The sequence below is a fragment of the Streptomyces sp. Tek67B01 genome (assembly GCF_055231995.1).
In genome coordinates, this window is sequence record NZ_JBUYUY010000001.1 from 3,881,165 (window position 1) to 3,897,486 (window position 16,322).

At 65.0% G+C, this 16,322-nt stretch carries 14 protein-coding genes; 7 read left to right on the top strand and 7 right to left on the bottom strand.

Annotated features, from left to right (window positions below):
- Positions 1–124 precede the first annotated feature (124 nt).
- From ACV7NM_RS17525 to ACV7NM_RS17535, 3 genes are all read right to left on the bottom strand, one after another.
- Positions 125–4,996 (bottom strand): DEAD/DEAH box helicase, encoded by a 4,872-nt coding sequence (locus ACV7NM_RS17525; protein ID WP_463411148.1) that lies wholly within the window; start codon positions 4,994–4,996, stop codon positions 125–127.
- Positions 4,997–5,185: 189 nt separating this feature from the next.
- A complete protein-coding gene (locus ACV7NM_RS17530; RefSeq protein WP_463411149.1) occupies positions 5,186–5,728 on the bottom strand; it encodes a DUF3558 domain-containing protein in 543 nt (180 codons plus the stop codon).
- Between the two features lie 1,235 nt (positions 5,729–6,963).
- Complete coding sequence (locus ACV7NM_RS17535; protein ID WP_463411150.1) at positions 6,964–7,572, bottom strand: nucleotidyltransferase domain-containing protein; 609 nt, start codon at positions 7,570–7,572, stop codon at positions 6,964–6,966.
- A 221-nt stretch (positions 7,573–7,793) separates the two neighbouring features.
- Between ACV7NM_RS17535 and ACV7NM_RS17540 the strand changes: the two genes are divergently transcribed.
- The gene (locus tag ACV7NM_RS17540) at positions 7,794–8,480 is read left to right on the top strand and encodes a hypothetical protein (RefSeq protein ID WP_463411151.1); all 687 of its coding nucleotides are present in this window, start codon (positions 7,794–7,796) and stop codon (positions 8,478–8,480) included.
- A gap of 50 nt (positions 8,481–8,530) precedes the next feature.
- Here ACV7NM_RS17540 and ACV7NM_RS17545 read toward each other — a convergent pair whose 3' ends face one another.
- The 4 genes from ACV7NM_RS17545 to ACV7NM_RS17560 form a co-directional block, all read right to left on the bottom strand.
- Positions 8,531–9,244 carry a creatininase family protein gene (locus ACV7NM_RS17545; RefSeq protein ID WP_453421380.1) on the bottom strand — a complete coding sequence of 238 codons (714 nt, stop codon included), beginning with the start codon at positions 9,242–9,244 and terminating at the stop codon, positions 8,531–8,533.
- 57 nt (positions 9,245–9,301) lie between these two features.
- On the bottom strand, positions 9,302–9,769 hold the full coding sequence (locus ACV7NM_RS17550) for an NUDIX hydrolase (protein ID WP_453421381.1): 468 nt from the start codon (positions 9,767–9,769) through the stop codon (positions 9,302–9,304).
- A gap of 196 nt (positions 9,770–9,965) precedes the next feature.
- Positions 9,966–10,448 carry an NUDIX domain-containing protein gene (locus ACV7NM_RS17555; RefSeq protein WP_463411152.1) on the bottom strand — a complete coding sequence of 161 codons (483 nt, stop codon included), beginning with the start codon at positions 10,446–10,448 and terminating at the stop codon, positions 9,966–9,968.
- Between the two features lie 10 nt (positions 10,449–10,458).
- On the bottom strand, positions 10,459–11,682 hold the full coding sequence (locus ACV7NM_RS17560; protein WP_463411153.1) for a helix-turn-helix domain-containing protein: 1,224 nt from the start codon (positions 11,680–11,682) through the stop codon (positions 10,459–10,461).
- Positions 11,683–11,893: 211 nt separating this feature from the next.
- Here ACV7NM_RS17560 and ACV7NM_RS17565 point away from each other — a divergent pair, with 211 nt between their 5' ends.
- From ACV7NM_RS17565 to ACV7NM_RS17590, 6 genes are all read left to right on the top strand, one after another.
- Positions 11,894–12,175 (top strand): hypothetical protein, encoded by a 282-nt coding sequence (locus ACV7NM_RS17565; protein WP_453421384.1) that lies wholly within the window; start codon positions 11,894–11,896, stop codon positions 12,173–12,175.
- A 321-nt stretch (positions 12,176–12,496) separates the two neighbouring features.
- Positions 12,497–13,006: a nucleoside-diphosphate kinase gene (locus ACV7NM_RS17570; RefSeq protein ID WP_453421385.1), complete on the top strand. Its 510-nt coding sequence runs from the start codon at positions 12,497–12,499 to the stop codon at positions 13,004–13,006.
- Positions 13,007–13,079: 73 nt separating this feature from the next.
- The gene (locus ACV7NM_RS17575) at positions 13,080–13,379 is read left to right on the top strand and encodes a hypothetical protein (RefSeq protein ID WP_463411154.1); all 300 of its coding nucleotides are present in this window, start codon (positions 13,080–13,082) and stop codon (positions 13,377–13,379) included.
- A 146-nt stretch (positions 13,380–13,525) separates the two neighbouring features.
- Positions 13,526–14,110, top strand: coding sequence for a CYTH domain-containing protein (locus ACV7NM_RS17580; protein WP_406075191.1), 585 nt, complete (start codon positions 13,526–13,528; stop codon positions 14,108–14,110).
- Between the two features lie 37 nt (positions 14,111–14,147).
- Positions 14,148–14,915, top strand: coding sequence for a hypothetical protein (locus tag ACV7NM_RS17585; protein ID WP_463411155.1), 768 nt, complete (start codon positions 14,148–14,150; stop codon positions 14,913–14,915).
- Positions 14,915–16,309 carry a hypothetical protein gene (locus ACV7NM_RS17590; protein ID WP_463411156.1) on the top strand — a complete coding sequence of 465 codons (1,395 nt, stop codon included), beginning with the start codon at positions 14,915–14,917 and terminating at the stop codon, positions 16,307–16,309. The genes ACV7NM_RS17585 and ACV7NM_RS17590 overlap by 1 nt, the downstream gene beginning before the upstream one ends.
- Positions 16,310–16,322 lie beyond the last annotated feature (13 nt).

The window sequence follows — 16,322 nt, forward strand, 5'->3', positions numbered from 1 at the left end:
CGTGGCCATACTCGCCCTGACCTGTGGTGGAGTTCTCTGGTTGCCCTTCGTTTGGACGGCGCCGGAGTGAGGCGAACGCAGCCACAGCCAGGACCCGGCCCCCGGAGGGGGCCGGCCGGGGCTCCTACTCCAAGATGTCCAGGGCTGGCAGGGCATCCACGATCTTCATCGTCTCCACGCTGACCGTCACGATCCGCTTGAGGAGATCAATGATGTAGCGAGGGTCGTCGGACCAATCGTTCGGGTCGTTGGTGAGGCCGCTCTTGCCCTTGGTATCAACCGTGAACTGATAGCGGTCAATGATCCATTCGATCGCGGACCGGGCACCTAGCTGGTATCGGTACGCGTCCTCGGGGATGTTGGTGAGGGTGATGCGGCCGTTGTAGATGATCGTCGAGCGATCCTGCTGCCCCTTCACCTTCGGGATCTTCATCTTGGCAACCCGATACAGGTCGTCCGGTGCCGAGTTGGATACGTCGCCAGTGATCGTCTCGACGATGCCGCGGTAGGGATCAGCCTGCTCGTAGTCGAGGTGCAGATCGGCGAGGTTGCGACCTGCTTCGGCGAATCCCCGGAAGTCGCGCACCCTGGGGATACGCGGGAGGGATTTCTTCAGGTCGGCGGCAAAGCTGGCACGGTAGGCGGGGGAGTGGAGTAGGCCGTAGACGTAGAAGAAGACGTCGTCCTTGGTGATCGTGTCGTCGGCGTACGTCTTCCTGTAGGCGCGGAGCGCAGCGTCAGTGACGTTGTCGACGCGCTCGTACTGCTCGCCCTCGCTGATTGTGGCGAACAGGTCATCATCGCTGCCGGCCTCACGATACGTGTAGCGAGCGAAGTGCGGGCCGACGCTCTTTGTGCCAACCGCGTGAAGATCGGGGATAACGTCCGTCAGTAGAACGGAGAAAGGCTCGTCAGACCCCGTTCCGGTGATGTAGAAGCCGAGATTCTCGTGCTGCGGCGTGGGGAAGATCCGTGGAAGCTGATAAACCGTGTTGTTCAGCTTCCGGTCGAAATAGGCGAACTGTCGAGTGAAAGGGCGGTACATGGAGACGAAGATGCGATCGTCCAAGAAGCGGTACTTCTCACCCTTGGCGATACGACCCTTGTCTGCTCGATCCCAGCTAATCCTCGTTGGGTCGAGATCAATGAAATTGTCAACGTCCGACGGCTTCGGCGCTGTAACTTTTTGGGTCTTGGAATGCTCGGCGAAGCCCTTGACCTGAAAATTGTAGAATTCGATCGTTGACGTCATGTTTTGCTTGAGCTGCAGCTCGGAGAAGTTGTATGCCCAAGCGTCGCGGCCCGTCTTGAGGCCACTGGAGTGTAGCTCAAAGAGTGGATCGGATTTCTCCGACTTATCCTTCTTGGCGATCGGCTGGAACTCGGCGAAGCGCTCGTCCCTCTGGTTGACCCAGTCCCCGTCTGTGTTTGGGGTGATCGTCTGCCAATGGACTGTGTCGAGGTCTTGCCCAGCTACGATGCGCAGCTTGTCCTCGCGGCTAAGGTAGTCATCGACGCTGCAATAGTGCAGGGCGCATGCGTCATTGGCGTCCCTGCCACCCTTGATGAGGATCAGAATCGCGACGGTATTCTGACTCCCAGAGCCGAAGATCTTGCCTCCTTCTCGCTTCCAGTCGTGTGTGCGCTGGTTGCCGCGAAGGTTGTAGCAGTAGATCGCATCGAACTCGTCCGTCAGGGATTTTCGCAGTCCATCGGCTGTGTTGCCGTCAATGTATCCGCCGTTAGAAACGAATGCGACGACTCCTTCATTCTCGATTCGGTCCGAAGCCCATCGAATTGCGCGAATGTAGGAATCATAGAGTGACGTCTTGAGGGTGGCAGTGGACCGCACCGCATATGTTTCGCCGATCCGCTTATCGAGTGCCTCGTATTTGAGATTTTGATTGGCGTCGTTGGCGCTGTCCTGGCCGACCGAGTATGGTGGATTTCCTACTACTACGGTAATGCCCTGCTTTTGCTGTTTCTTCGCCCGCTCGCTGTTTCCTTCCAATACGTCCATCCCGTCGAGCTTCGCCGTGCCCTCGGCGAGCTGGAAGGTGTCCGTAAGGACGATTCCCTCGAAGGGTTGGTATTCACCACCGGCGAGGTCGTGGAAGGCGGCTTCGATGTTGACCGCTGCGATGTAGTACGCGAGGAGCACGATCTCGTTCGCGTGGAGCTCACTCGTGTACTTGCGCAGCAAATCGCCCGGCTTGATGAGACCTGATTGGAGGAGGCGTACCGGGAACGTGCCGGTGCCGACGAACGGGTCGATGATCTGAACGCCCTCATCCGAGAGGGAGCGGCCGAGATGCTTGTTCAGGGCCTGCTCAGTAGCGCGGATGATGAAGTCGACGACCTCGATCGGCGTGTAGACGATGCCGAGGGCGTCGGCGGTCTTCGGCAGTGCAGTCTTGAAGAACTTGTCGTACAGCTCGACGATGACGCGCTGGCGGCCCTCATGGTTGTCGATACCTTCGGCGCGGACCTTCACCGACTCGTAGAAGCCCGCAAGGGTCTTGGCTTCGGAGTCCAGGCCCTGGTCGTCGAGGATGTCGAGCATCCGCTGCATGGCTTTCGAGACCGGGTTGTGCTCGGCGAACCCGTAGTCCTTGAAAAGGGCGTCGAAGACCGGCTTGGTGACGATGTGCTGGGCGAGCATGTCGATGGCGTCGGTCTCGGAGACACCAGGATTTATGTTGGCCCTCAGCTCGCCCACGAACTCGTCGAAGGCCGCTTTCTTCTCGGGGATTGCGAGCGCGGCTTCGATGCGGGTGACATGTCGGCGGGCGATGCCCGCGATGTCCTTGGCCCAGTCCTCCCAGTAGTGGCGCTCGCCTACCTTGTCAACGATGCGGGCGTAGATGGCGTCCCGCCAGTCGGTGACGGAGAACAGGGCATCCTGGATGCCCTGGGCGCTCTGGGCTTCCTTGTCCTTGGCTTCCTGGCCGGTGTCAGCGGTGCTCGAGCCGTCCTTGTCGCCGATCGTCTCGTCGTTAGGCCCGATGCTGCCGATGCCGATCTTGTTGTCAGGCCTGTTCTTGTTCAGCTCGATCTGGTTGACGGTTGCGTTGAAGCGATCGTCGTGGGCGCGCAGGGCCTGGAGGACTTGCCACACGGTCTTGAAGCGCTGGTTGTCGGCGAGCGCCTTCTCGGGCGGCGTCCCAGCCGGCACTGCGACGGGCAGGATTATGTAGCCGTAGTTCTTGCCCGGGGCCAGGCGCATCACGCGGCCGACGGACTGGACGACGTCGACGACGCTGTTGCGGGGGTGGAGGAAGAGGACGGCGTCCAGGCTGGGGACATCGACCCCCTCGGACAGGCAACGGGCATTTGACAGGATGCGGGCGTTGGCCGGACCGGGGTCTTGCTTGAGCCAGTCGAGCAGGACGTTGCGCTTCAGGGTGTTGAAGGTGCCATCGACATGGTCAACTTCGCAGTGCAGGACGTCGTCATCGGCGTCGTCGTAGGCGTCGACGACCTCGTTGAAGCGGGCTGCGATTTCCTTGGAGTCGGCGATGGAACGGGCGAAGGCGACGGCCCGCTTCATGGGCGCCTCGTCCTCGGCGAAGCCGGATCCGTCGGCGAAGGTGCCGGTGCGCTTGGCCATCGCGTTCCAGCAGCCGATGATTTTTGCAGCATCGTCGATGTTCAGCTCGGACGCACCGCCGGCGAAACCCTCCTGGAGGGTCTTGGCGACTACGCCTTCGTCGATGGTGAGGATGAGGACCTTGTAGTCGGTAAGTAGGCCCTGCTCTACGGCCTGGCCGAAGCCCAGGCGGTGGAACTCCGGGCCGAACTGGTCTTCCCTGTCCATCGACGCCAGAGCTGCATCGGCATTCTTCGCATCTGTCTTGGTGTCCTCATTGTAGATACGAGGGGTGGCCGTCATGTAGAGGCGGCGGTCCGCGCCGAGGTACTCATCGTCGTGAACGCGGACGAACGCGGACTCATCGTGGCCGGCGAGGGTGACACCGGTGGTGCGGTGTGCCTCGTCGCACAGGATGAGGTCGAAGCGGGCCAGGCCCTTCTTCTGAGCCTCGGAGATCGTGGCGATGGACTGGTACGTGGAAAACACCACGGTCAGCCCCGGTACCGCCTCGACACTGGCCATCTGCTGGATCAGGCGATTGGGGTCCGTGGTGGCGGGCAGAGCCAGATCGTGGGTGGACATGTCCTTGTCGTCGCCCTGGGGCTGCTTGCCGACCTTCGTGTCCGAGCAGACTGCGAAGCCGCGCAGTGGGACCTCAGCCTCGAACGACCACTCGCGGAGCGTCTGCGAGAGCAGCGCGATGGAGGGGACGAGGAAGAGGACGGTCGTGTGCTCGCCCTCACCGGCCGCGGCGCGCTCCTGCTGGAGCCGCTCCACGATCTTCAGGCCAGTGAACGTCTTGCCCGTACCGCAGGCCATGATCAGCTTGCCGCGGTTGTGGTCGGCGAACCCCGCGAAGACGTTGTCAATGGCCTCGCGCTGGTGCCTGCGCGGCTCCTTCTTGGCCTGCAGCTTCATCTCAAGCGGGGCGCCGGCCTTCGGCATGTGCCACTCGACGGGGCTGTTCGCGATGTCAGACAGGCCGAGACGCGTGACCGGAATCTGCTGGTCATTCAGGGCCGCCTCGGCGTGTACTCCCCACTTCTCCGTCGTCGAGATGATCATGCGGCGGGTGTACCCGCCCTTGCCCGAGGCGGTGAAGAACGAGTCGATGTCGTCCTTCTGGATGGTGTGCTGTGGCTCGTAGAACTTGCACTGGATGGCACAGAAGCCACCAGTCTCGCGGTCCTGGGCCACCAGGTCGATGCCGGTGTCCCGCTTGTCGTTCTCGGCCCCCGGCCAGTCGGCCCACATCCACACACGGCTGAACTGCTCGGTCCACTGAGGGTCCGTGCTGAGGTACTGGAGCATGAGCTCCTCGAAGCGCGTACCGCGGTCGCGATTCCCGGCGGAGCCATTACGGATCGCCCTGATGACGTCGTGCACCGTCGTGGTCGTGGCCACTGCGCTTCGTTTCCCTCACTGCCAGAGGCACGCGAAGTCGCGTACCGAGAACGTTTCACTAGAAGTCCTTCAGAACCCTACTGGCAGCTGAAGACATCACGCACGTACTCCGAACGGCATTCCGTCGGGGTGGCCCACGTGCCTCGTCGGTGCCCGCTTGTCGGCTCGTCCGCGACGGTTCGGCCCCCTTTAGATGCCCCGCTTGCCCGACTGCTGAAGGTTTCCAAGGACCTGCTCGGCAACCGTGGCGGCCTGAGCCTTCATGTCCTTCTCGGACACCACGTGCCCCGGGGAGTACCTCTCCACGAAGAGGAACTGGCCGGAACCGATGTCCACTGAGAGTGAGGCCCGCCAGTCGTCGCCGTACATGATCTGCTGCGCTGCCAGGCGGCCCTTGATCTCCACTGGAACGGCCTTCGTAGGGCTGGGCTTCGTGCCGTCGGCAGTCTGAAGCAGGGCTTCCTCGCTCTTGAACAAGGAGACGACATATCCGGCGGCATTCGTGGTGGTCGGCGTCATGGAGAAGTAGCAGGAGATCTCGCCCTTGCCAGACATAGGCGTGGCCTCGCGGACGCTGATCTCTTTCTGCTGGGCGTCGGTGAGGACGATCTTGCAGATCGAACTCTCGTTCACAGCGTCGGTTGCGATCGGAGCCGCAGGCGTGAGCTTGCCTGGGTCGGCCGGCTGTCCGGCGTCCGAGCATCCTGCCACCGCCAGGACGGTGAGCGACACCAGTGAGAACATGCGCAACCTCGGACGCACTGAGACCCCTCGTCGCGTTGAAGAAAGCCCTGGCCCGCATGGCTGCAGGCGGAACGATCATCGTAAACAGACGATCTTCGCCCAGCCCTTCGTCGATCGACTATGGCTGGAACGGCACCCTTGGCTGGTAGGCGTAAGCCCCGATGGCCAGGGCGTGGCTGCTGACACCGCAGCCAATAGGGAGGCTTGCGCCGCCGAGCAGCGACCCCAGTGGAAGCAGGCATCCGGCAACGGGGCACAGTCCCGTCGCCGAGCGGGCCGCTTCACATGCGTCAGGAGTTCTCTACTGTCGTGGCCGTCCATGCTGAGGACGGAGGCCGTACGCGTGCGCCGTGTCTACTGAAGGGATTGCGCCCGACGACCCGACGGTGTTCACGGTCGACTTCCACGCTGCCGGAGCCCGGCCTCCATACCGGAGCTGGTGCTGAGGACCAGTCGGGTGCTTCGGGCCGCATGGCCCGGAGGGCGTCCTCGCCCATCCCATGGTTCACGCCCCCGCAGACGCAGTCACAAGGCGAACTCGGTGACGCGGTTGCACAGGCTGCCGAGCCGCAGAACGGTGCGCCGGCTCCGTCAGGGTGGTGTCGGCACAGCCTGGACAAGCATGGAGTCTGCAGATACCAGTCGAGGCATCCGACAGCACCAGTCAGCTCACGGTCCAGGACTGCGAGCATCACGGGTATGGCGTCTTCCAGGATGGTGACGGTGCTCCAATATTCCACGGGGGGCGCGTTGCCGAAGATCGCCTCTCGGTAGCCGGAAGCGAACGTGCGCGCCGTAGCGTGGTCGCTGATTGCGCAGAGGTCCGTACTCAGACCCATCGGGCGAAAGCCTCCGATCACCAACGCGTCGTCGGACAGATGAGCCCATCGGTTGCCGGTGGTTCTGCTCTCGAAACGGCCGCCGAAGATCTCCTGCCACTCGCGGACCATACCGGTGAGCACGGTCCGCGTGTCACGGCCGTCCGAGAGCCAGCGCTGATCGGCCGGTGCTGTGGCGAGAACGCCAGTGAGCGCTGTCTCGGCTCGCTGGGTCTTCTTGTCTGTCCTGACGTGTGCCTTGCCGCGTGGGGAGTTCAAGTAACACCTCTCACGGCAATGTGCACGACGGTGAGCGGGATCCGATCAGTCTGCTACTCCTGCTTGGCAGGCGGGCTTGAACGAGCCGGCAGTTGGAGAAACTGGCGGAGAAGCGATGGAGATGGCCTATTGCAGTCTCTGTCGCCAGGGATGCTCTGGTGCGGTCACCTTGAGGGCGTCCAGCAGCCAAGCCCTCTGGTCCTGGTCCAGCGACGGGAGGACCGCGTCGAAGTCCATCTCGTCTTTCTCTCTGGTGTTCTTCGCCTTGTAGAAGAGCTGCATCTCGGGGGTGAGGTAGGGGGTGCCATCCGCGGCGACGCGACTGAGACGGGTGATGGGCATCCGCACGCGGGGGTCGCGTCTCGATACCCATTCGTCGCCGACTGCATCGTCGAGCATGAGCTGCACCGACCAGGGCGAGTCTGGTGTTCGGCGACACCAGATGTCATGAAGGGGCTCTTCGAGCATCTCGCCGAAGCCCCATGCGCGGAGCTTGCCGGTGCCTGGTGGGTCTGCGACGTGGAGATCCCAGCCTGGCAGGCACTCCTGGGCTCGTGTCTGATCGCGCCGCAGCACGAGAACGTCGAGGTCTCCATGCGTCCGCAGCTCGTGCCCGACGAAGAGTTCGATCGCGCGACCGCCGGCGATCCACCACGGGAAGTTGGCCTGCTTGAAGACTTCCGCCATCTCGCTGGCTGAAGCGGGGCTCCACTCCCCAAGGTTGTTGCTCGTCACGAAGCCATCGTGTCAGTGGTGCGACAAGTCGGCATGCGTCTTGGGTAGAGTCCCGCACCGACGGCCATCGGGGTTGCCTGGACCCGAACGTCCGTCATTTCCAGGCCTGTTCCTTCGGGCGAGGCCACGGAGTTTCGTGCGGCAACTCACATCGCGAATGGACGCTCCGCGTAGGCTTGATCACTCGATGTAGATCCGTAGCCTCTGAGAAGAAGGTCGGAGTGACAGTGGCCAAACCCTTCGTGCCTCAACCGTTGTGGTCCCCACTGGACGAGTACCTCTGGCACTCATGCGACATCCTCGCCGACCTTGTCGAGGGACGGCTTGCCCGGCGCCCCTTGGTGGCCACGACGGCGAGGCTAGGGACTGGCGAGCGCGCCCTGGCCGTCGGACCGGGGCAGCGCCTGACGTGGCGGGCACTCGGCAACGGTCGTTACACCCACAACAGCGTCACCGCGTTCGGCAGCCCGGCCTGGGTGATCGGCAGCATGGTGGGATCGGCACTCGGGAACTCCGCTCGCCGCAACCAAGCAGCCCGCGACGCCCAGCCGCGCTGGGTGCAGGACGGAGCCGGTGAAGTCACCATCACGCTGCAGCGTCTGCACTTAGCGCACCCGACGAGCGGGCTCGACATCGAGTGGAAGGCCTTGAGCGCGATCGATCTTGCCGCTCCTGATGTCTTCCAGATGAGCTTCACCAACACCCAGGGCCGGCACATGACCATCCGCATGCAGACACCGTGGGCTTCGCTCATCTTCACGCTAGCCGCACTCACCGCGTTCCCCGCCCATCCCCGGCTGCTTGGCCGAGGCTGGCTGCCTCCAAATTTCGAACAGCGATGTGCCCAGATGGGGCGGCCGTGCCGCTCGGCCGCCGACCTCATGGTGAACGGGCGGGCGACGGACTGACCCACTCCCCGGCACAGGTCTCCGAGGAGCCACAGATTCGATGTGTCACTTCAGCGGCCCCCGCCGAGGATGCTGAGATGCGCCACGAAGCCGCTTGTCAGACTGTCGAGGACGGCCTTGCCCTTCTCTGCCGAGGCAGATGAGGGGTAACCGATCACCCCGGACTCCGTGTACGCGCTCATGCCCTGGACCAGGAGGAAAGGACGGGAGCCGCCATCGTGGTCTGCGGAGGCGAAGCCGTCCCGCACAAGCTCCGGGGCGGAGTGGAGCAGGACGGATGTCTCGATCTCGCCGGCGTGCATGTCTGCGTGTCGATCGGAGACAAGTCCAGCGTGGTCGCGGGCCCGGTCCCAGTCGGCCCCGAGTGGGAAAAGGGAGACGGCGGGGCCGTCGACGTTCGCTTCCTGGACGATGTTGGACAGGACGTAGTTGCCGCCGTGGCCGTTGATGATCACGAGCTTGGTGATGCCGGAGCGGGCGAGGGACGCCCGGATGTCGTCGATCAATGCGCAGAGGGTCTTCGCGCTGATGCTGACGGTGCCGGGGAACGCGGCGTGCTCGTGGCTGCACGACACCGTGATCGGCGGGAGCAAGTGCACGGGGTAGGCGTCGGCGATCTCCTGGCCGATGATGCATGCGATTGCTGTGTCGGTGATCAGTGGGAGATAGCGGCCGTGCTGTTCGAAGGAGCCGATGGGGAGCACGGCCACCATCGGCTGCGACTCTTGGATGTCTGTGCTCGTAGTGGTCGGCAGCAGGTTCACGACACTCCCGTGGCGGCTGGAGATCATCTCTTGCTCGGGCGAGTATGAACTGCTGGCTCAGCCGAGGTGGGGGAATGCGCCGGCGAGGTAGTCGCCGATCTGCTGGCGCATGCTGGGGTGGATGTCGTACTGGTCGAGCTCGGCGGGCTGGATGAAGCGGACGCCGTCAGCCTCGTCGTTGACCGTTGGCTCGCCACCTACGGGGCGGCCGATGTAGGTGTTCTCGTACTGCTGCCGGATCTCGCCGTCGGTGTAGGCCACGATGTGGCGGGGGTTGGTGTAGACCCCGAGGAAGCCGGTGATCTCGGCGACGATGCCGGTCTCTTCGAGGCATTCGCGTACGGCGCACTGTGCAGCCGTCTCGCCGATGTCCTGGGCACCTCCGGGTAGCGCCCACTGGCCGGTGTCACGGCGGCGCTGGAGAAGGATGGCGCCGGTGTCCTCGACGACGAGCAGGTTGCTGGCAGGAATAAGGGTGTTCGCCTTCGGTGCCGCGGGGTCGTTGTAGTACTCAGTCCTGCCCATGTGCGACGGTCCCCTCCTGGTGATGCCAGGGCCGCGGCGGCGACCCAGACGGCTTCGAAGCATGGTGTCGTGCAGCCTCACCGCGTAGCCGGCATCGGGCAGCAAGGCTCGGCAGTATGTCAGGGAGGCGCGGATCTTGGAGGCGAGGTGTTGCCAAGACCCCTCCTTTCGGTCCCGGATGGCAGCACGGGTGTAGTCAGGTCCCTGTTTCCGGCGACTGCCCGTGTTCCAGGTAGGCAGTCAGGCCGTCCGTTCGGGCCTGGATGCCTGCGGCGATTCGGCGCGCGAGGCGGGGGATGGTGAGGTCTGGCACCTGTTCGGCGCCGTGGAAGTCGTAGCTGCGGAGCTCGTCCGCTTGCAGTGCGATCTGTTGGCGGTGGTCTGCGTCCAGGCGGCCGCCGTCGAAGAGGTAGAGGACCTTGTCGCCCTCTCCTGGGTTCGGCGCCCAGTCGACAACGAGCAAGCGGCAGATGTGGGGTTTGATGCCCAGTTCCTCATGGACCTCGCGCACACAGGCTTGTCGGGGCGACTCGCCCTGCTCGACGTATCCGCCAGGGATGTCCCGGTAGTCCTTGTACGACGGCTCGACGAGGAGGACTCGATCAGCTTCGTCGAAGAAGAGAGCGCCGGCCGCCATGCGGGGGTGGGCCATCTTCGCTTCGTGCTCGTTCTCGCTCACGGATTGGACTCTAGCCGCCCGCCACGATGCGGAGCCTGCGGGCCAGGTCGGCCAGGGGATGGGACGGCTGGCCTCTGGTACCGCGTATCCAGCCGATGACCAGTTCTCGGCTCATGTAGTGGTGGCGGACCTGCTCGGGGGCGACCTGTTCGGCTTCCAGCAGGACGGCCAAGGCTTCGTCAGTCCGGTTCCAGGCACTCAGCGCCCTGGCGACTTCGAGGCTGTGCCGCGCACGCCGTTCCACTGGCATACCGCTGGTGTCGATTCGCGGACCGAGGTCCGCGGCGACCTGAATGTCGCCCAGTTCGCCGGCTGCGGCTACACAGTGGATGGCCACATTGGTCGGTCCGAAGGCTGTCCACAGGTGGTTGGCATCGGCGCTGAGGCGCTGCGCGGTCTCGTCCGCCTCTCGGAGGAAGATCTGCGTAGTTGCCCGATCCTCTGCCCGGGCTGCGGCCATCGCCCCGGTGAGGAACAGCGTGCCGTATACGGAGAGGTACTCGTCGCTCGCGTTGCCCAGCTCCGGTTGCATGACGGCAGCCGCGTCGTTCACCAGCTGGATCGCTGCCGTGAAGCGTCCGGTGGCCAGTAGGCAGTGTGTGACCGCGCGGAAGAGTGAACCTGTGACCTCGCTTCGGCCGCTGTGCTGCGCGGCTGCCAGACCGCGGTCAGCCGCGATCCACGCCAGCTCGGACTCTCCGACCTTGCCCAGCACCATGGCTGCGCCGTGGTAGGCCAGGGCGAGTAGCGCGTGAGCCTCCTCCCCCTGATTCCCCGAGTAAGCGCGGGATGCGGCGAGGGCGTCGGCCAGGACGAGGGGGAGACGTCGAGTAGCGAAGCCGTAGCGGGACGCCTGGTAGGCGTCGAGCACCTCGCCCACGTTGGCACGAAGGTCCTGCAGGGCAGGTGGCTCGTCATCGGGTGCAGACCCCAGCAGGGGTGTGAGCTGCTTGTAGTCCATGAGCGCTTCGCGCAACGCGGCAACGGTGCGATGGCCGCTGTCGGGCGACCATTCCATGAGAGCGGGCTCGGCGAGGAGGTCTCCAAGGGAGACATCGAGGGCGTCGGCGAGTGAGGTGATCACCGAGAGGCGATCGAGCTCGATCCGATTGTTCTCCGCTTTGCTCAGCCAGTCCGTGGTACGGCCGACAAGGCCCGCCAGTACCTCTTGGGAGAGGCCGCGACGGCGCCGATACCAGGCGACGCGCTCGCCGATGGTCAGGTTCTCTGTCATACCTCGCATGTCCTGATCATCACCTCGTGGCCGAAGTGGACCCCGGAAGGTTTTTCCGGGGTGTCGTGGGGCGCCCTGGCTACTGTCGCAACAGACCGAGAACGCCGCTGGGCGATGCGAGCAACTCATCCTGCATCAACTGGCTTTTGTTAGTGACACTGGTCCGTCCCACCCGTCTTCTTCAGGCAGAGAGATCGGAGATGGCAAAGCCATGAAGCCCGCATCGCAAGGCCCCGAAGGGGTGGTCCCGGCCGTATCGCGACGCCACGTGACCGTCGAGGCCGCCGCCGGCTGGAGCTCGCTGCCGGAGTGGCTCACGGTCCATGCGCTGGTGATCGACACGGGCACCGGCCGCCGGGGCGAGGTGCAGCCGTGGCCCTACTACTCCGAGAGGCCGCCCGCCAGCGCCTGGCTGCGGCCGGAGGGCGGCGGAAAGGAGTGGATGGCCCCGATCGACGGCCTCCGGCCGGCCCGCGACCATCCGGCCACGTGAAGCCTCAGCAGCTGTGGCAGCGGTTCGAGTGGACCACCGGGAGTTGTTTCCGCTGCGAACGGCTCCATGTAGAGGTGACCGTCATCGGCTCCATCGCCGTGAGCGGTGTTGAGGCCGAGATCCACGCGTGCAGGAAATGTGTTTTCCGCCTGGAACAGCTGCACTGGGTACTCGTCGAGAGAAAGTCTCGGCCACTTGGCCGATATCCCTCTCCGGGCCTCAACTGACAGGCACAGAAGGGTGTTCCGCCGCAGGTAACCTCAAGCGGGCGAGGCGCTGAGCGCCCGTCATATGGCTTGCCTGAAAGCTGAAAGGGAACCGATGGCCCAGGATCAGGAAAACACCGTGGAGCGCACTCTCGTCCTCCTCAAGCCCGACGCGATGGTCCGCGGATTCGCGGGGAAGATCATCGCTCGATTCGAGGATGCGGCGCTGAAGATCGTCGGCATCAAGATGAAGCAGATGGACGCCGAGTTCACCCGGCGCCACTACTTCGACCTGGAGGAGCGGCTCGGTGCCGAGGTCTATAACCTGACCTCCACGTTCATGCAGCAGGGCCCGGTGATCGCGCTCGTGCTAGAGGGCTTCGATGCCGTCGCCACCGTACGCAAGATCGTCGGGAGCACCTACCCGAACGAGGCCCCCGCCGGCACTGTCCGCGGCGACTTCTCGCACTACAGCCGGGGCGCCAGCGCGGCCTCTGGCAAGGCCGTCGCGAACCTGGTCCACGCCTCCGGCAACAAGGCCGAGGCCGACCAGGAGCTGGAGCTGTGGTTCGACAAGGACGAGCTTCACGACTACCGCACCCTCGCGGAGATCTTCACCTACTGAGCCCGACCGATGTCACCGATCGGCCGTCGACGCGTTGAACACCACCAGGCACCAACGTAGGAGAGAAGACGTCATGACCAACCCGACCCGCGTCGCCTCCGTGGCCGAGCTGGAGAGCATCTTCCAGCAGGAGCTGGCCACCGACCGATGGGCCGCGACGGAGACCGCCTTCGCGCTCGCCGTCCGCAGCCGTGACACCGGCGACTGGGAGAAGTCCCGCGAGTGGGTGGCGCAGTGCCTCCAGCTGCTGGAGGGCTTCCCGGACGAGACCGAGGAACAGGTCGCCACCAAGCGCGTGTCCGTCGGCGGCGTGCCGCTCCCGACCTACCTGCACGAGGGCGTCGTGCGTGACCGCTTCGGCGAGCTCGCCTGACGCTCCTGCCCTGTGGCGGTGCGGCACGCACCCGCGTACCGCACCGCCCGGACGCTTGATCAATCACACACCGCACTGAACTGAGCCAGCCCCGCTTTGCCTGGCTCGGGCGGATCACCCATGCCCGATTCCGTAAGGGAGCCACTGTGGCCATCGAGATCGAGATGCGCGCCCGCTTCGACAAGGACGCGTACGAGCAGCTCCTCGCGCGTCTGACGCAGGAGGCCGAGGACCTCGGCTGCGACGACAAGAACATCTTCTTCTACGTGCTGCCCGACCAGCTGCTCAAGGTCACGGACAACATCGCGGCCAGCTCCGCGAAGATCACGCTCAAGGCCGGCAAGATCGGCCAGGGCGCTGCCTTCCCGGAGACCGAGTTCGCCATCGGCCGCGAGGACGTTCCGGCCGCTGTGCGGATTTTCAATGCCCTCGGCTTCGAGGACGCCATGCACCAGGCGTTCAATCAGCGCCACAACTTCCGCTTCCGCGGTGTCGAGATCGCCGTGAAGTGGAGCGATGCCTGGGGGCACCACGCCGAGTTTGAGGTGCTGCTCGACGACGAGGCGAGCACCACCGCGCGGGACGAGGCTGTCGCCCGCATCGGCGCCGTGGCCGATGAGCTGGGCGTGCACCTCATGACCGAGGAGGAGCTCGCCGAGTTCACGGCCGCCTTCGAGGCCGCCGAGCAGGCTCGCAAGGAGCAGGCGGCCCAGACCGCGTCCGTCAGCTAGGCATCCGCTGTCGCAGACCACCGAGGGGGTGGGCCCGATGAGCACGACCTCGCCGGCCGACAGTCTGGTCGAGCTGGCTGCCCGTAAGCAGCTACCGCACCACCAGTACACCGATCCCGCCACCGTTCGCTGGATCACCGCGAACCGGCCGGACTTCTCGGACGGCCCGCCTCCCCGGCTGCGGAAGACCTCACAGTCGCTCCTTTCCCGCTCGGCCATCCCTGCCGGGTGGCTGGCCGAGGCGAAGTGCCTGGACTCCCTCCACGGGATCCGGCACGCGATGCGCACCGCCGCGCTGGCCGCGCTGCTCGCGGAGTCGGCCGGGCTCAGCGAGGACGACACCGCCACGCTGGTCCTGGCCGCCGCCGTCCACGACTGCCGTCGCCTCCACGACAAGGACGACCGGGGCCATGGGGCGCGTGCTGCCATCTGGCTCACGGACAACGCCGACACCGTCTGGCCCCACTTCGGGGTCATGGCGACGCCCAGCCGGATCGCCACCGCCGCCACCGCGGTGCGGCTCCACGACGTGCCGTACGACGCCTTCACCGAGGACGATCAAGCCGATCACACCCGAGCTGAGGTCATCTGCGACCTCCTCAAGGCCGCGGACGCCCTGGACCGCTACCGGCTGCCGAAGCTCAGCTGGTGGCCTGACCCCGCCCAGGTACGCTCCGACGCCTTCAACGGTTTACGCACGACTGCCTTCGAGCTGGTTGTCCGGTCCGAGACCGCATGGCTGGCCGGAGCGAGCAGCACGGAGGCGGTCCTCGTAGGACTTGCGCAGCTGGAGCTGACCCGCTGATGGACTTCCTGGACGCCTACGAGCAGTGGGCCGATGCCCACGCCTTCTTCGATACGACGCTAATCCCCAGCCCTGTGGACGGCCAGGATCCGCTCGCGGAGCAGGCTGCGGCCTGGGAGAACAGGCTCGTGGCGGAGACCCCGAACGGCCGGCTGCTGCGGGACAACGCCCTCTTTCGTGCCTTGGGCGGGGACGGCAAGCTGCACCTGTTGCACGTCACACACGCTCTGGAGCAGATCAGCGAGCACGGCTCGCTCTATCCCTCCGGGGGCTGCCTGGTCGGCAGCGTGTACTGCGCGCCCCTCACCCCGACGGAGCGCGGATACCGCATGCACAACCTCGCCGAGTACGTGCTGACCAAGGAGGCCCCGGCCTTCGTGGCGCAGGCCGGCACACCGAAGCGTGTGCCGACGCCTCTGATCTTCGAGATCAACCTGCCGCCCCAGGCGTACCGCGGGCTGGCCGGCGTGGACTACCTCCGCCTCGGCTCGATCCACCTGCAGATCTACAGCCGCCTGGAGTACCTGCTCTCCAAGACCGAGCGACACCAGCTGCGCGAGACCATCGTCAGCAGGATCAAAAACTCCACGGCCTTCCTCGCCCTGGCGGCTGCCGTCGCCTACCAGGGCGCCGCAGTCCAGCCCAGCACGTTCCTGCGACTCCTCGACGAGACGATCCCTCGGCTGCCGATCCTCGGGTACGTGTACTTCGAGGCCCTGGCGGAGTACCTGATGCTGCACTCCACCACGCAGCAGACGCAGGAGAGGGCCGAGCTCGGCGAATTCAACAACTGGCTTTACAAGGAAATGTTGTTCGCGTCCTTCCCGCACATGGCGGGCAAGTTCGATCTCGCGAAGTTTCGGCCCTCACCGGACGAGCTGGGCTCGCTCCTTGCTCGGATCGACCCCAGCCTCGACGCCGCTCACGCCGGTGCCTACCTCACCGAGCGGATCAGCCACCTCGTCGCGGCCCGGCTGTTCACGCCCGGCCAGGTCCCGGAAGCCTGGCACCACACCCGCTGGGAGTTCGACAGCCTCTCCACCCAGCTCGGCCCGCTCCTCGGACACCTGATCCACCGCGAACTGCGGACCTTCGGGCGGTACCCGGACTTCTACTTCTACTTCGACCAGCACAAGGCGCTCCAGGCGTGGAACTACTGGAACCACATGGACATCATCGCGCCCTTCAACGGCACGATCCCCAAGGGCGAGATCGGCATCAACCCTGCGTACCCCGATCTCGACTACCGGGTCTGGCGGGCCGAGCAGGACGACCGCGGCCGGCTCCATCCCGCCGAAGAACTCGACCTGACCATCGCCCCGCGCCTGGTCGACATCAAGTACACGCTCATGCGCAACAACCAGTGGACCTCACCCACCCCTGCCACGGCCTGAAGCGAGAGGACGC

Bases quoted from the DNA above. Each gene is read 5' to 3' on its own strand.
- ACV7NM_RS17565 (WP_453421384.1), top strand. From the start codon at position 11,894: ATGAAGCCCGCATCGCAAGGCCCCGAAGGGGTGGTCCCGGCCGTATCG.
- ACV7NM_RS17590 (WP_463411156.1), top strand. From the start codon at position 14,915: ATGGACTTCCTGGACGCCTACGAGCAGTGGGCCGATGCCCACGCCTTC.
- ACV7NM_RS17575 (WP_463411154.1), top strand. From the start codon at position 13,080: ATGACCAACCCGACCCGCGTCGCCTCCGTGGCCGAGCTGGAGAGCATC.
- ACV7NM_RS17570 (WP_453421385.1), top strand. From the start codon at position 12,497: ATGGCCCAGGATCAGGAAAACACCGTGGAGCGCACTCTCGTCCTCCTC.
- ACV7NM_RS17550 (WP_453421381.1), bottom strand. From the start codon at position 9,769: ATGGGCAGGACTGAGTACTACAACGACCCCGCGGCACCGAAGGCGAAC.
- ACV7NM_RS17560 (WP_463411153.1), bottom strand. From the start codon at position 11,682: ATGACAGAGAACCTGACCATCGGCGAGCGCGTCGCCTGGTATCGGCGC.
- ACV7NM_RS17585 (WP_463411155.1), top strand. From the start codon at position 14,148: ATGAGCACGACCTCGCCGGCCGACAGTCTGGTCGAGCTGGCTGCCCGT.